The organism is Rhodococcus sp. BS-15, from assembly GCF_000813105.1.
Classification (GTDB): Bacteria; Actinomycetota; Actinomycetes; order Mycobacteriales; family Mycobacteriaceae; genus Rhodococcoides.
In genome coordinates this window covers 22,284-37,887 of record NZ_BAOX01000018.1, presented here as the reverse complement: position 1 = coordinate 37,887, position 15,604 = coordinate 22,284, and the positions used below count along the sequence as shown (strand labels likewise).

Sequence of the window (15,604 nt, the reverse complement as noted above, 5' to 3'; positions counted from 1 at the left end):
CCCGATTCCGCCTCCGCCAGCAGCACCGCCGCCGCCGCCGAACGCGGAGAGCCCGCTTCCTGAGCTTGCGCTCGCGCCGCCGCCGATCAGGTTGGACCACATGGTCGACTCCGACGTCGACGGTCCAGCGAACGACTGGCCGCCGAACATGTTCTGAGCAGCCTGACCCATGCCGTTGCCCACCGAGGTGTGCGCTGATTCCGCGCTTTGTCCCAACGACTGAGCGACATTCTGAGCTGCACCGTGAGCCGCTTCCAAACCGCCGAAACCGCCATCCAACACAAGCGGAGGAGGGGAGGGAATTTGGCGGTACATAGTCGCGGTGTTCACTGCCGTGTCGTACCCGTTCATAACAGCCGCATTATGAGACCAGAAACCGGCGTATTCGAGCTCCAGTCGCACCATTTCCGTATTCGGTGCACCCAACACCCCCGCCAGTTGAGCAGTGCGAGCTGCGACGCGGTTGGCAACGACCAGTGGCAGTGGAATCATGCTGGCGTTACCGATCGAGTACGCCTGCAGGACGGACAGCGCGGTCTGAGCATTACCCACCGCGATCGCCTGCATCTCGGCAAGCCACGCCGCGAACGGTGCCGAACGTCCCGCAAAAGCAGTCGAGGCCCCGCCTTGCCAGTTACCGGTCAGAGCCCCGACTTGCGCAGCGAGGGCGACGTTGTTCTCGATGGCGATTCCTGCGAACATCGACCACTTCAGTGCCGATGCAACCCATGAGGGTGCACCGACGCCGCTCTCGTAGCGACCGGCATTGATCTCGGGTGGATACATACCCCAGACTTCGGTCGGCACTGGACTATTTCACCCCCTGGACGTCAGACGAATCGATCGAACCGCACCATCCCGCAGCAGCGAGGACCTCGTCAGGAGATGACGGCCGAAGCGGCTGCTGTCGAAATGTCGGCAGCTTCCTGCGCGCGGGTGTTGGCCCCGATCAACGCGCCCTGCTGCGCCATCTGCGCCAGGCCGGCCCGAAGCTGTGCGCTGAATGCAGCGGTGTTGCCCAGCTCCTGGATCGTTGCGCGCGCCGACGCACCGTCGTTGGTGGGCGGGAACAGTGCGCCGGTGACAACCTCGGTTGCTGTGTGTACACCCTCCATCTGCGCGCTCAGCGTGCCGATGGCGGCGTTCGTTGCGTCCTGAAATCCGGTTTCCGCGATGCCCACTACGCTCATGGATCCGTCTCCTTCGTCAGTTCTATCGTGCGGGTATTCATGCTCTACGACACAGACTAACAGGCGCGTGTTGCCCTTACAGTGATCAACTTCAACACCCGCCTAATTCCGCTCTTAACATCGTCCGGATAACCCGTGATTACGACGCGTATATCGGTCCATCACCTGGCGTAGTCGCAGGTCGATTGCTCAGTACGGCGCGAGCTGGGGCAGATATTGAGCCTCGTCGACCGTCGCCGACCACTCGAAGTCGACGTCGCCGTCAGGGGTGGAGATCAAGGCTGCTCCATCGACCGCGACCCGGATCGAATAGATCGCGTTGTCCGGCACCCCGCGCGGGCACCACGCTATGGCGGCGGTCTGCCGCTCCGGGCTTCGCGGTGCGCGGTCTCGATACAATTCGACCGCACGAGCTCGCTCGGGCATGAACTCGATGAGGTCGGAGTTCACCGACACCAACTGCTCCCACACCGGTCCGTCGATATGGAGTCCGACCGTCGCGCCGACGGCCGATGCGCGGGCCATCAACGACACGACGAATTCCATGGGTCCGTGGACGTACAGCGTCTCGCCGCCGGTCTGCAGGTTCAGGAAGCAGCGGCCACCCCCAACGGCTGAACCGAGCAGGATACCCAGTCCCGCACCGGGGATCGAGATCGGAAACCGCTCCCCCTCCCCAAGGGTCAGTGCCCCATAGCTGTGTTGTGGCTCAACGGTTTTGGCGAGGGGAAGCATCAAGGAGGCCGCGTCGCCCTGCTCCCCTGCTGCGCGACGAAGCATCTGCGACTTCTCCGGCAGACTCGGGGCTTGCGAGTAGGTGTAGCCGACCGCACCAGTCACCGTCGCGGCACCGAACTTCGCGGGCTGAATGCGGATCGCACTGGCCATCCGGTCTGCAGCCTGGACCGAGTACCACTTCCCGGCAGCCCGTGCCGTCCACTCCGCCGGACGTGCGATCACCGAAGGCTGATCTCCCCCGAGATAGGTCCACTTCTCGTTCTGGAGACCGGAATTCAGATTTGCCAGAACCGATGTGTGAAACCAGTCGATCTCGGCGCGGCGCAGAAGTCGCGACTCGTAGCTTCGATGTTCAGCTTGCGCTCGAGACGGGCGGCCACGATGTGCGCGGTCCTCCCCAACGCTGCCGGAGTGCTTCCATCGGTGGCACGGGCCTTCACCGACTCATGCGACCGCGACAGATCGACTTTGACCTCGATCACGGTGGTGATCTGGGTGGGCAGCGGAGTTTCCCCGACCATCCGCTGATACGCGTCGTTGTACGGTCCTCGTTTGAACCGTCGATAGGAGTGGCTCAGGACATTGATCTCGGTCAAGCGAATGTCGCCCTGCACCAGATGATTTCGGATCAGATCCAGCGGGACGTTCGGGGGAGCCAGGATGGGATCGGGCACGTCGGTGACCGACACCTGAAACGGGCTCGGCAGGAAGGCGACATACATCGACACCGCGCTTCCGTCCCACACCGTCCCGATGTCGGAGGTCGAGTACCGCAGGTTTCGCCGCCGCACCGGACGCCGCAGCCTGCGACGGATCCGCTGCGACACCGTCAGGCCTCCTGGCGCGACGAACACGAGCAACGCGATGATCACAACGGTAGCTGCAGCGACCATCCAGGCGACGTCGGTGCCGACCGACGCCGCCGCCAGCGTGGCCGACAGAGCAGCAATGGTCACCAGTTGGTTCTGCTGTGTACGTTCTTCATTCCGCTCTCCCCGCTTCTGTTGCTACACGATCTGATTCGTCACCCTGATGTGCGGTTTCGGAGGTCCGATCACGATCGCGATCGTGGCCGATCTGCTCGCGCCGAGGCAACCGGCGCATGCACCCATGACCCATGACGTCTCTGCGGGAGCGATGGCCGCGACCACGCCCGCTACAGCGCCGACAAGCACCGCAGCGAACGCCATAGGCGGCGCGAGCGCCGCGAGCACGACCACTACCCCCGCTGCTGTCAACGCTGCAGCCCGAGATCGACCGCGACCGGTCACAGGCGGCCGTCGGTGGCGGCGTTACGTGCCCGGTCGGCAGCCCTGTGTAGGCGGTGGCCACCGACGGCGAGGAGCACCAGGACGAACACCACCGCGACGCCTCCGACAGCGACTGCCGCAGGGACCCACTGCCAATGGGCGGTGTCGTCGGTCGGTGTCCAACTACGGGACTGGACCGCATCGGTGCGTGGCATGGGACGTGCGCCCGAGGTGAGGGCAGCAACGGGGTCGGCCAGGCCGCTTCCGAAGGCTCCGATCTGTGTGTTCGCGGGCGTGTGGGCTGTGTCGATGATGCGCTCGCGTACTTGCTGTGCGTTCAGCTCGGGATGACGCTCGCGTACGAGGGCGGCCAGTCCAGCGACGTATGCGGCCGCGAACGATGTCCCGGCAATGGTCTGGGGTCCGTTCTGCCCAACCGATGCGTTCGTCAGTCCCCCTGCGGGTTTCGTCGGGTCCAGGGAGACGATGTCGACCGCAGGAGCGGCAACTCCCACCCAGGGTCCTGCCATCGTGCCGGGGTACACCCCACCCATCAGGTCCGCACCGCCCACGCTCAGGACGAGTGGTGAGTAGTAGGACGGCATGGACACGGTGTGGGTGTTGGCCCAGTTACGGACGTCGACCGCGTTGGCAGGGTCGTAGCCTGGGTTGGCCTTGCAGGTCGCGTCGTTGGTGTTGCCGGCGGAGGTCACCACGACCGCGTCCTTGACGTCGACGGCGTATCGGAGTGCTTCCCCGAGCTCGGCGGTGTCGACGACGGAGGAATCCGGGAAGCATGCGGTCACAGAAAGATTGATGACCTGGGCCCCCATGTTCGCCGCATGGACGACCGCGCGGGCAAGAGTGGACAGCGTGGAGGACCCTGCCGCGTTGGCGGCGTCCCTGTCGACGGGCTCGTATGCACTCGATGTTTGGCGGATGGAGATCAACGTCGAATCGGGTGCGACGCCGACGAATCCGTCTGCAGGTGACGGTTGGGCTCCGATGATGCCCGCGACGAGGGTTCCATGGTGGTCACAGTCTTCGAGGCCGTTGGCGGTGCCGATGTAGTCTCCGCCTCCGATCAGGCGGGGAAGCCTGTCGTTCGGCGCGACGCCGGAGTCGATGACGGCGACGGTAATCCCTTTGCCGGTAGCGAATTCGTGCAAGGTGGCGACGTCGAAGGCCACGTTGGCGGGTGCTGGTCGAGCTATTGCGCTCTCGGCCAGGAGCGCGGAGACGGCGCACGCCGTTCGCTGTTCCATCGGCGATGGGGGGCCCGGTGCCGGATCCTCGGGAGCGATGACGCGGATGCTCTCGATGTCGGGTGGATCCGCCGCCACCGCGCTTCCCGGAGTTGCCACCATCGCCACGAGGGCGACTGCGACGACGCAAAGTGGCCGTGCACCTCTCATGCTCACCGTCCGCGGACCTGCGCGTAGAGGTCGAGTATGAACACCAGAAGGACGATAGGCGTTGCGTAGCAGATTGTTTCGACTATCTCGAGCAGCTTCTGCATCACCGGGGAATTGATCACTTTGACTTTGATCGAGGCGTAGCACCCGACAAGGACGGCAGCTGCGACGACAACAGCTGTCCCGATCACGAGGTCGTAGCTCTTGCCGGTGGCTGCAGCGGCACCGGCGAGTGCGATGGGGGTGACGAATGCTGCGATCAACCACGACCGGTGGATACGTGCGTCGTCGAACGAGATGCCTCGGTACACCATGGCCAGGACGATCGATCCGTAAAAGGCGAATGTCATTGCTGGGCGGGTCTCGATGATCGCTCCTGCCACGACGGCAGTACCGACGATGGTGATCAGAGCGCCCCAGACCAGTCCCACGAGGCTCTGGCGTGCGGTGATCACCTGTCGTTCCTGGTTGACGATCGCTGCGATCACGGAGTTGCGTCGGTCCGGGTCGATTCGGGTCAGATCCTCGTCGTCGTCACGGACGAACGACTCGCCTTGTGCGGGCACGTACGGCATCGGTACGCGGGCGAGGATCAACGACAGCCTCGGAGCCATGAGAAAGAACAGGGTCGAGCCCGCAGCGAGTGAGACGGCGATCTGGAAGCTGGTCGCGTCGACGGCGGACCCGATTCCGGTGCCGAGGACAACGAGGACTCCCAGCGCCAGCGCGGCGAAGTTGATGTTCTCGGGGAACCGAATCGAGGTGGTGACCACGAGTGCAGTTCCGGCGAGAATTCCACCACCGAGTAGCAGACTCAGTGCGCCGAACCCACCGGGTACCAACAGCATTCCCGCGGCGCTGGCCATGATGTATCCCGCCGTGATGACACCGGCGGCGATCTTGTCGATATCCTCGCTCGCGATGCGGTCGGAGGTGAAAGTGTCCGAACTGTTCACCGCCGCCACGATTGCAACGACCGCTGCGAAGCCCAAGGCCCCCGCACCGATGTACTGCCCGACCGACCCGATGGCCCCACTGGCGACGCCGTAGACCAGTACCGCGCTGACGAAGAGCGCCGAGAGAGGAACCAAAGCGCCTGCAAGCGTGCGTGCATGACTGGACACCCACTGCCCGAAGTGAAGACGCTCGTAGTGCGCGATCGCTTCGGCGGTATCGTCCATCAATGGGGCGTAGTTCTCGCGCTGCTTGCTCTTGGCGAGTACGACGGTGTGACCGTCGACGATGCCCGTCTCTGTGACCGTCCGATGTCCGGGGTAGATGACACCGAGAGGTGTGGTCAGTTGCCAGACCGCGTAGGCGTCGTCGAGCCACTTCAGTACCTGCTCGTAGCGTTCGTCGCCCTTGAGCACGTCCTGCAGGAACACCACGATCGAACGGGTCAGCTCACTGACCGGCATGTCTCGGGCGAGATTCATGTCGATCCGGTGGCCGGGCACCTGCACCGACATGGTGGTGTGCGTGTCAGACAGTGGCATTGCAGGTCTCCGTTACTGAACCCATTAGATTGTGCGCCTTCCCATTTCGGCCGATCGTCATGTCTGTCGGGGCGCGCGACCGGACGCCCCTCCCCGTATGTGCCCCCTCAGACGTTGACCGAGGTGCCTTGACCAGTACCGGCTCCTTTGCTTCGTCCGCCGCGTCGCTTCTTCACCGTGAGACCTTGGCTAGCGAGGACTGCGGAGGTGACGTAACCCTCCGCGAGTACGGCGTCGAGCTCGGCGGCGTACGCCTTCTCGGTGCTCGAAACCTTGGCCTGTGCGTCATCGACGATCTGCTTCGCGGCCGCGCGTGCCTTCTCCTCTTCTGTGCGGGCCTGGGCCAGTTCGAACTCGGCAGCATCGATAACTTTGCGCGCATTGATCATTCGCTGCAGCCCGGTCTGGATCTTCTGCGCAATGTCGTCGACGCTCGGAACGTCCTGCGTGGAGGCCGTGTTGTTCGGGCCGGCTTCCTGCTCGGTGGTACCGGGGTCGTAGTCGTTCATCGGTATGACTGCTCCTTCGGGTTGGCATTGAGGGTTGCGTCGAACAGCGCGCCGGCGGCGAGGATCAGTTCTTCACGGGTGCCTTGTGCGATCCGGTCGAGATGGATCTGGGTGTTCTGGGCGATGTGGCGGTCGAATGGCAGCTCGCACACCTCCACTCGCCGGTCCGGGTCGTCGGGTGCGCGGTCGGCGAGGCGGAGACCTTCGGCCAGAGTGGCGATGTCTGCGTTGTCCTTGGGGTAGATGTGGTTGATCATGGTGATTCGCTGCAGACCGAGCTTGGCGTCGACGTCGTGGCCGCGCAGAAACGTCGCCATGTTCTCCTGGAACACCAGAGCAGTCTCGGTGGGGGTAGTCAGCATGACGAGCGCGTCGAGGCTCTTCATGACCTCGTCGTAGAGGTCCGCTTCCTTCACCTGCGACATGTCGACGATGATGATCCGGTAGTCCTGACGTGCCTTGTCCAACACAGCACGGTACTGCTCGCGGGTGAGTAGAGACTTCTTACCGAAAGTGTTGCCCGAGAGTACGTCCAGCGAGCCTTCGCCCCGATGCACATACTGTTCGAGGTCGACTTGTTCCGATCCGTAGCTCTGCAGCCGTGACGCCAGCAGTGTGGCGTGGCCGGAGTCCGGCTTCCACTGCGCTGGGTCTGTTCCGCGTCCGAGCAGCGTCCCGTGCAGATCGGCGTCGATTGCCAGCACCGGCTGGTTGCGAATCTGGGCGATGATTCCGCCCAAAAGCACCGTCACGGGGGTCTTTCCGCATCCGCCCTTGAAGGAAGTGACTCCGATGACGATCGAGTCCTCGAACTGGGTGTTGACGATTCCCCGAGCGAGGTTCAACAGGTCTTGCCGTTCCTCGTTCTTGCCCTTCTTGATCGGCATGTTGAAGGTGCGTGCCACCCAGCCGCGCCATCCCATCTTTGCGACCTCGGGAAGGTCGATCGCGCGTTGTTTGGCTGCCGGTTCGGATTCACGCGGGGCGAATCGAGCGTCCGGCGGAGCGACGTACCGGGTCGCGGAAGTTGTGGCAGGCTCCGGATCGGCGGTGATCCGGCGTAACAGGTCGGGCTTGGCCTCGACGACCTGCCTGAGCAGCCTCACGATGTCATCGTCGCTCATCCCGGCGTCCGTGCCGTGCCCGATTCCCCTGCCTGCCTCCTGCTGTGGCGGGGTGTGGCGACCAGTTGCAGCGCCGTATCCGGTGGCCGCGTAAGCACCGCTGTCGAAGTCGTGGGGTGCGTCGGCTTCCTCGTCCGGACTTCCGCTCACGGGCCGCGGCTGAAGAGGGCCACTGGGCAGCCACGGCTGCTCCAGCGACTGGCCCTCGCCCATGTGAGGGGAAGCGGGTGCCGCACCGGGTGGGGGTGTCGACGCGCCCGGCATCCCCACCGGCATGCCGTCGGGGAACCGGTCCGACGCCGCTCGCCGGAAATCGTCCTCGGAGTTGAACTCAGCCACGATCGTCCTCCCTTCTCGCCAGTCGAACTAGCGCGATATTATCACAATGTTTTGTCTTGTCAGATGTCGTCACCGAAGCCCCTTTGCGTCCCGAATCTCAACCTGACCGTTCCATCGTCGTCCACCTCGTCGACCGTGATGTCGACGCCGGCCTCCGGAGCTGTGATGTCAGCTCGCACACCGAGGATCCGCGCCAGCAGGGCCGTGTTCTGCAGCTCGACAAGCTGTCTGATCTCGGCGAGATACACACCAGCAGGGGTCGATTCGACGCGTTCGCCGCCGAGCCCTGTCTCCGATGCGCGGGATGCGAGAATCGCCGAGCCTTCGTCCAGATCGGCCTGATGGCGACGCAGAGCACCCGAGACAATGTCGTCCATCGCCGACAGAGACGAGGCTGTCTGCGCGAAGATTCCGTCGTCGATCTCGTCGCCGTCGATCTCGTCCTGATTGATCCTGCGCACTGCGTCGCGGTAGCTCGCCGCCAGCTTCTCACCGCGCTCGACGAGACCGGGCGCGGGGCCGACACCGACAGTCGGAACGACGACCTGCCCTGTCCAGCTGCCGTCGGCGAGTTGCTTGGTCTCGGCGTCGGCGGAGGCTGAGCCTCGTTGAACCGAAGCCGTTGCTGCAGAGCGCGGAAACTCGGATGGCGAGGTCGCCTCGGGGGCAGCATGCCTGCCGCCCTCCCCGACGCCCCTCATCGCGTTGGTGAAGGTGAAGCCTGGATCGCGCACGTATGTCTGTGCGGCAGCGCCGTGGGATGCCCGAAGGCTATCCCCGTTGAGGTCTTTGCCGCCGCCGTTGACGACGTCGATCGCCCCCGCGCCGAGCCCACTGCCGGCCGCAGCGGATTGCTCACGGTCCGACTCAGTTCGTGCTGTGTCGCGCGCTCCATCGATCGAGGTCGCGGCCATGCCGAACACAACGGCCGCCGGGTTCACGGTGACCTTGACGAGCTGAGTGGGCACCGACGTAGCCATCGTCTCGGTGGCCTGGTCGATGACCGCTTCGTCCTCGGGATTCACCGACACCTTCTCTCTATCCGACTCCTGCTGTGCCGCTGGCGGATTGGCGGCATTGGCATCGTCGGTGGGACCCGTTCTCCATGGACCGGACTCGCGATTGGCTTCCCGAACGTTCTGCACCCATGAGCTGTTGGACCACAACTCACCCCATGTTCGTGTTCCACCGTCCACGAACCGGGGAAAGTTGTCCTTGGTGAACCGGAGCGGTTGACCGTACTTGTTCTTCATCGCCCATCCGGCGAATCCGTAGGCGGCGGTGACTCCGACGAGGGCCAGGAATGCAGGGAATCCTTGCTCGGTGATTGCCCGTGCTACGACCATGATCAGACTCGGGCCTCCGGCCGCGATCGCGAGCGCTCCCATCAGCCACAGCAGTGACTTCACAGCCTGAGTGAAGGCCCCACGGATATCGTCGAGTTTTCGTCGTTCCTCGCCGGGGCGCGCGATCATCCAGGCCGCTTGCCAGGGCACCTTGGCGACATGCCAGGCGGTAAGGACCAGGTAGAGCGTCGCCGGTTTGAACACCTGCCATGCAAAGTAGGACAGCGCACCGATCATCAGGAACCCGACGCCCGCGGTGGCGAGCATGACGGCCGAGCCTTCGGTGAACGCACTTTGGTCTGTTGTCAAGCAGCCCAATTCGCTCACGTCGCCGCCAATTGCCAGCGTGCGCGACCACTGTTCGGAGCAACTCTGTCCGAGCGAGGAGCCGTAGTTCACCATCTGCAGAACCGGCGATACCACTCCGTCGACGGCGACGCTTCTCGCGGAGTCGCCACCGCCGCCTGACGAACTCAATTGACCAGCGAGAGTCGATGCGAAATTCATCAGCCAACCGATGATGGCGAAGGGGTTGGCCATCAACAGCGCGATCACACCGAGCAACAGTGTGGTGTTACCGAGCTGATTGAAAACTTGCTTCGCGAACGATTCCTTGGCGTTGGAATCCGAGAACAGGGTCCGTGTCTCGAACTGGAGGCCGACGATTCTCCGCGACTTATCCGGCCCTACCTGCGTTTTCAACTTCTGGACGAGCCAGATGCGACCGATGAGAACCAGCACAGCGATCGACGCGATCTGCCATGGCGTGACGTACTGGTAGATCCACTGCAGTGCCGCGTTGTACACATCGCCGACTATCCCCATGAACAGGGTCTGGCGAATCACCATATCCAGCAGGAGCAGCCCGTAGCTGATGACGACCATGAATGCGACGACGATCAGGGATGTCACCGCTGCAAACGGCACCGATTGCGGCGAGAAAGCGGACGTCGTGATGTCGGTGGTGAGATCGACCAGCCGTGTCCCGTAACGATCGGTGATGTCGATAAAGTCGATCAGCGGGTTTGCCATGGCGGTCAGCCCCGAATGCCTGAGGCTTGAGCTTCCGAAAGCTCCTCGGCACGAATCATTTTCGAGGCTCTGGTGTCTGCGAACCGGGCGGTGGATTCGGTGGTGAACGGTAGCGTCTGAATGCGAGCTATCGACTTTCCGTCGTTGTACCACCCCTCCCCCTCACGCCCAGGAATCGTGCCGCGTTCGTCCGGCAGGGACGGCGAGGTATCGGATCTCATCCGCCTGATCAGACCCGGAGTTGGAGGTATGTCGGCCCAACCGAACGCCTCGACGATGTTGTGTTGTGTTTGCTGCTTGAGCACGAGCTTCCTGCTGATGAGACCGTAGTTTTCGTCGTCGAAGTGGCTGGCAGCCTGGGATCCGAACAGTCCGATGTTGCCTTCTTTTCTGCCACTGACTCCTGGTGCCCGAACGAGGTCCTCGACGACCCTCGATCCTTTGGTGAAGCTCATCTCGTCTCCGGCGAACACGCACAGGCCGCGAATCCGGGCGTAGTCGTAGGCGGTGATGCGGGCAATCAGGGTGTAGATCACCTGGGCGTATCGCTTCTCCGGTGAGAGGTCCTCTGTCAGCTCGCCGCGGTGCAGTTGCAATCCGTTCGTCCGGAAGATCACCGACCGCACCTCCTTCGAGCGTGCGAAGGCGGGCATCACCTCGACGGTTCCTGCATTGTTGACGGGGTCGAACAGCGCGCGGGCATACCGCTGTCCGGCCCAGTACTGCATCTTGCCGAGCAGTCGGCCGGCGACCTCGCCGGGCTTGTCCTCCAGATAGGCCATGACGTCGCGAGAAGAGCTAATGCCGCGCAGACCTCGTGACTTCGGTGTGGTGATATCCGAGAGATACAGGGCCATCGGGTCGTCGTGGCTGATGCCGAACAGGTTGCACATGGTCTCGAGGTAGACCTGGTGCGCCGTCGTCTGATCGTCGGCGAAGACTTTCAGCGGGCACAGGGACCTGGTCGGTTCCTTGATGCGGAGGACTTGAGCCCCGGCGAGCTGGGTAGCGAACACTTCGTACTCACCGTGCGGTGAGTGATCGATGATCGTCGTCGGGCATTGGAGGTCGCTGAACCATTCGAGCAGAACCTTGATGATGTAGGACTTTCCTCCGCCCTGCGCTCCCGTGATTGCCATCGACCCGTTGCCGTCCTCGGTGGCGTTGAGGAAGTCTTGGTGCACGATCTGTCCGAGCGCGTTCTCTTTGTTGATCGCGATGGGGATACCGACCGCGTCTCCGATCTCGGTCCGCCGCACGGGCATGCATGCGGAGAAGCTTCGCACGGTCGTCAGCTGCTGTAGGTCGTCCGACAGTCTGGATCGAGTCGATCCGGGCATCATCTGCTCGAGCAAGTCGAATTGTCCCCCCACGGGGAATGTGACTTTGAAGTCGTTGCCCTCGAACTTGTTTCGGATTGCGCTGATGGCGGTGCGGAGCACCTTGGGGTTCGCGGCCGCGAACGCGAAGATCGCCGCCACCTTCATTCCCCGCGCCCCGGCCTCCTTACGGACTGTGCTTCGCAGAGCGCCCAGCTCGGCATGCCGATCGTCGTACTCTTCGTCGTCGAACTCGTCCTGCGAGTTCGCGGTCTGTTCCTGGCCGAGCACCTTCTTGAAACTCGCCGCATGAGAGGTGGCGAGCTCCTTCTGCGAGAAACTCAGCCGTAGGGCGAAGTCCGCGTCGACCCCGAGATCCTGGTCCACGAGGTAGGTGAAGGTGTTGAGCGTGTCGGTGTACTTGATCGGGTATTCCTCGACTCCCATCAGAGTCTGGAAGGCGGCTGGACCGTCGGGGAGGGTGTCACTTCGCTCTTCGGGTGAATACACGGCGAGGGCCTGCCCGAATCGGATGGACCGATAGTTCGCCCGGAACTGACTGAGCTTGGTCGAGCGAACCTTGGGTACGTCGCCGTTGTCGACCGCGTCGATGAATTTATCCACGACGATGTCGGCGTCGGCAGTCTTGTTGATCATGACCGCCGAGAACCCCTTGGCGTTGAACGACCTGCGCTGCGGGCCCTGCGGCATGCAGGGCACCTCCAATCCCCGTAGCCGCATCCGATCGTGCAGCCAGGACAGGTGGTCCGGCGTCGTGCGAGAGGGACTGAACGACGCGGGAATCCGTCCGAGGATCTCGGCCTCGCGTTTGCGAATGTCGTTCCAGTCCAGACCTTTGAGTGGGTCGATGCCGCCGGCCTTGGACAGTGCCCCCTTGCCTGGCACGATCCCTCCCGAGGGCAGCTTCACCGACATGACGTAGACCCTGCGGTACTCCTGCTGGCCGTGGAGCCGCTTCTGATGGAACCTGGACACGTGGTCCAGTAGCTTCGGGTACTGCTCGGAAGTTATCTTCTTGATTCCCTGGACAATTCGGGCCGCGATCTCGTCCGGGTGGATGCGTACTTTGACGCCGGTTATCAGTACGTCGTTGGTGTCCAGTTCCGACAATGCCTGGAAGAGCATCTCGTTCTGCTTCTGTCCGGCCGCGATCGTCGAGGTGTCGTAGGGGTTGACGTTGATCCCGCGCAGCAAGTAGTTCGCCCAGACTGATCCGTCGGTGGCGACCACGATGTTGTGTTCGGCGGCTGCCAGTGGAATCAAGTAGTTGCCCATGTCGTTTCCCGTCGATGTGTGTCGCGTGATGTCGATGCTGTCCCGAAAGGAGTTCTGCAGCTCAGGTGTTGCGGTACACGGGGCCACTTGCCTGGTCAGGGGTCGAAAAGTTCGTGTATATCGGTGATTTCGCGGATCCGACCAGGAGGCGTATCTGTGTCGATTCGCGCAACCGTCCCATGTTGTTCATCTGCAGCACCGTCTTGAGGGTGAGCGCGAACGCCACCACTCCCGTGATCACGATGATCACGGCGATAGCCGTCATGAATGCGCCGCCGACCCTGCCTGCGAGTGCGGCCAGCGTGATGGTTGTCAAGAACACCACCATCAGCAATGTCATGCTCGGTATCTGGAATCGGGTGTCGCCGATACGCCACTCGACTCCGACTCGACTGACGTGATTGAAGACGCGAAATTTCTGCATCTGCTTCCTCGCACTCCCCTCTTGGATCCGCGATGCTCAGGATCTGAGTCCGGAGAAGACCGACCTGATGATGTCGGCGATCCACGAACCGAAGAACTGGTACACGGCAAGAAGTCCGACGAAAATGCCGTAGTTCATCAAAACGTTGAGGTAGTCCTTGGAACTCTGCTCGGTGTCGGCGGATTTGGCGTCATTACCGCTCCTCTTGAACACCTGAAAGAGCTGATACGCGGCCAGCACGCTGCCGAAGGCAACCAAAAGCACCACGATTGCGGTCGACAGCTGACCTAGGGCGGACCCTCCGTCGTTGGTGTTCATCTGTGTTCGTTCCTCTCGGGGTGACGCACTGTGGTGTGTGTCGAGTTCGTAAGTGGCCGTGTTGTCGTGCGTGTGTGCGAGGTCTGGACCACTGCCACCGGATGACCGTGATTGCGGGAGTGCGGCGAAACCCCGATCGGGGTCCGATCGGCCGAATCGGGTGCCGCCTGCCATGGCTGTGCCTTCATCCCAGATCCCTGAGGTGCCGGATGACCGATGTGCAGGTGCCCGCGTACCAGTACGCCGACACGACGCTGAGCGTCGACGAGATGACCGCAAGGATCAGAAACACAGGAGATGTTGCGCTCGACGCCGTCTGACGCGCGTACTCGGCACCGAGGAACGCCGCAGCGACAGCTGCGAACAGGAGCGCCGTCGCTCCTGCTGCTCCTACCGTGCCCGCTATACGTGGGTCGATACCCAGCCGCCCTGCTCTGCGTCGTCCGAAAAGCAGCTTGGATGCGGAAATCGACCACGCCGATACCGCGGAGACTATGAGCATTATAGCGGTGGTGGCCCAGGTGATATCGGACATCTTCCCCCGCCCCTCTCATCGCCGTGACTGCTGTTCGGTATAGGGGCCGCGCAGCGGGTGACTGATCCATACAACACAGCGATGAGACTATCACCATAACGGCCTTTAACGCGAGACGATAACCGCTCGAAAAAGACAGTATTGGGCCCCTATTACGCCGTACTGGGTCAGCGTGTTACATCCCACCGAGCTCCCCTTGAGCCGGACCCACCCTGGCGTCCGACGCAACCGCCTCCAGCACCACCCGTCCGGCGACATGACCATGGCTCCGGACAGCCCTCCGGCATCACCTTTTCTCGTGCACACCGATAAGAAGTATCGAGACGGTTGGATCAAGCCCCCTTGACCTGCCAGAAGCTCCCGCGCGGACCTGGAAACCGACAGCGAACACTCGACGCGGCCTCAACCCTCCACACAGCACTCCAGACAGCCCTCCATGCCTCGGTGAAATTGGGATCGTGCCCGAAGTGGTACAGCATCGTTAGCATGAAAATCGAATGGTGGCGGCTTCTTACCTCAACATGCTGTATTTCGGACCTTTTCCGATACGCTATTCCACATGCGGGTGTACATCTCCAAACCCAAGGGTTACGCGACCAATTTGCCAGAGCAACTCCGGCGTGTGGTGAAGCTGTACCGCAAAGGGGTGATCGACGATAACTCGAAGGTATGGATCAATACCAACGTGGTATCGCCGATCTTTTGGATACTCGGCGACAGAGCTACCTGCATCTACTGGTACTCGGCACCGACATCGGGTTTCGTGCGACTCACGCAGGACAGGCTCAGATGGGCACCCACCTACGACGAGACGGGCAAATCGCCGATAGTCGACTTCAGTCCGTCGTCGATTCCCGTTCTGCACTCCGACGCACGACTGACATTCGTCGTCGACCACAACTACGTCGGAACCGGGTCGTCCGGCGTCGGCGTCGTTGAGGACTCGAAGTCACAGAAGATGGTCGGTGGCTACCACGAGGGCACCGACATCGCTGTCATCGACCTAGCCAACTACGACCGGTCCTACCTCCCCGCCCGGAATCCATCCCGTATCGAGTACGACGATGGATTGGCGAGCTACTCCGGGATGCGACTACTCGCGGCCGGAATGGGGAAGCAAGACAAGGCCGACCTTCTCGACAGTGTCGAAGAGTACGGCTACGACTTCGACCCCGACACCCTCGATCATCTCGTCAAGGCAGTCGATTCGTTCGACGTGGCTGCCCAGTTCGCCGTCAAGGCCATCTACGGTGACTCGACCCCGTAGAAGCGG

General features: G+C 62.6%; 15 protein-coding genes. 1 reads left to right on the top strand and 14 read right to left on the bottom strand.

Annotated features, from left to right (window positions below):
- The 14 genes from RHBS_RS04390 to RHBS_RS04325 all read right to left on the bottom strand — a co-directional run.
- On the bottom strand, positions 1-786 hold a 786-nt coding region (locus tag RHBS_RS04390; RefSeq protein WP_128644934.1), incomplete at its 3' end, for a PPE domain-containing protein.
- 92 nt (positions 787-878) lie between these two features.
- Positions 879-1,190, bottom strand: a complete 312-nt coding sequence (locus RHBS_RS04385; RefSeq protein WP_128644933.1) for a hypothetical protein — start codon at positions 1,188-1,190, stop codon at positions 879-881.
- A 189-nt stretch (positions 1,191-1,379) separates the two neighbouring features.
- Positions 1,380-2,150, bottom strand: coding sequence for a hypothetical protein (locus tag RHBS_RS04380; RefSeq protein ID WP_128644932.1), 771 nt, complete (start codon positions 2,148-2,150; stop codon positions 1,380-1,382).
- Positions 2,151-2,203: 53 nt separating this feature from the next.
- Complete coding sequence (locus tag RHBS_RS04375) at positions 2,204-2,884, bottom strand: hypothetical protein (protein ID WP_128644931.1); 681 nt, start codon at positions 2,882-2,884, stop codon at positions 2,204-2,206.
- Positions 2,885-2,935: 51 nt separating this feature from the next.
- On the bottom strand, positions 2,936-3,166 hold the full coding sequence (locus RHBS_RS04370) for a hypothetical protein (RefSeq protein ID WP_128644930.1): 231 nt from the start codon (positions 3,164-3,166) through the stop codon (positions 2,936-2,938).
- 29 nt (positions 3,167-3,195) lie between these two features.
- Complete coding sequence (gene mycP, locus RHBS_RS04365) at positions 3,196-4,545, bottom strand: type VII secretion-associated serine protease mycosin (protein ID WP_187298364.1); 1,350 nt, start codon at positions 4,543-4,545, stop codon at positions 3,196-3,198.
- Between the two features lie 50 nt (positions 4,546-4,595).
- Positions 4,596-6,089 carry a type VII secretion integral membrane protein EccD gene (gene eccD / locus RHBS_RS04360; protein ID WP_128644928.1) on the bottom strand — a complete coding sequence of 498 codons (1,494 nt, stop codon included), beginning with the start codon at positions 6,087-6,089 and terminating at the stop codon, positions 4,596-4,598.
- Between the two features lie 107 nt (positions 6,090-6,196).
- Positions 6,197-6,598, bottom strand: a complete 402-nt coding sequence (locus RHBS_RS04355; RefSeq protein ID WP_128644927.1) for a hypothetical protein — start codon at positions 6,596-6,598, stop codon at positions 6,197-6,199.
- Complete coding sequence (locus RHBS_RS04350) at positions 6,595-8,061, bottom strand: hypothetical protein (RefSeq protein ID WP_128644926.1); 1,467 nt, start codon at positions 8,059-8,061, stop codon at positions 6,595-6,597. Before RHBS_RS04350 ends, RHBS_RS04355 begins: the two co-directional genes overlap by 4 nt.
- Positions 8,062-8,120: 59 nt before the next feature.
- Positions 8,121-10,439, bottom strand: coding sequence for a hypothetical protein (locus RHBS_RS04345; protein WP_128644925.1), 2,319 nt, complete (start codon positions 10,437-10,439; stop codon positions 8,121-8,123).
- 5 nt (positions 10,440-10,444) lie between these two features.
- Positions 10,445-13,054: an ATP-binding protein gene (locus RHBS_RS04340; protein WP_128644924.1), complete on the bottom strand. Its 2,610-nt coding sequence runs from the start codon at positions 13,052-13,054 to the stop codon at positions 10,445-10,447.
- 61 nt (positions 13,055-13,115) lie between these two features.
- Positions 13,116-13,478, bottom strand: a complete 363-nt coding sequence (locus tag RHBS_RS04335; protein WP_128644923.1) for a hypothetical protein — start codon at positions 13,476-13,478, stop codon at positions 13,116-13,118.
- A 36-nt stretch (positions 13,479-13,514) separates the two neighbouring features.
- Complete coding sequence (locus tag RHBS_RS04330) at positions 13,515-13,796, bottom strand: hypothetical protein (RefSeq protein WP_128644922.1); 282 nt, start codon at positions 13,794-13,796, stop codon at positions 13,515-13,517.
- A 184-nt stretch (positions 13,797-13,980) separates the two neighbouring features.
- The gene (locus tag RHBS_RS04325) at positions 13,981-14,331 is read right to left on the bottom strand and encodes a hypothetical protein (RefSeq protein ID WP_128644921.1); all 351 of its coding nucleotides are present in this window, start codon (positions 14,329-14,331) and stop codon (positions 13,981-13,983) included.
- Between the two features lie 646 nt (positions 14,332-14,977).
- On the opposite strand from RHBS_RS04325, the gene RHBS_RS04320 reads away from it, so the two are divergent.
- Entirely contained in the window at positions 14,978-15,598 is a 621-nt protein-coding gene (locus RHBS_RS04320; protein WP_187298363.1) for a hypothetical protein, read from the top strand.
- The last annotated feature ends 6 nt before the right edge of the window (positions 15,599-15,604 follow it).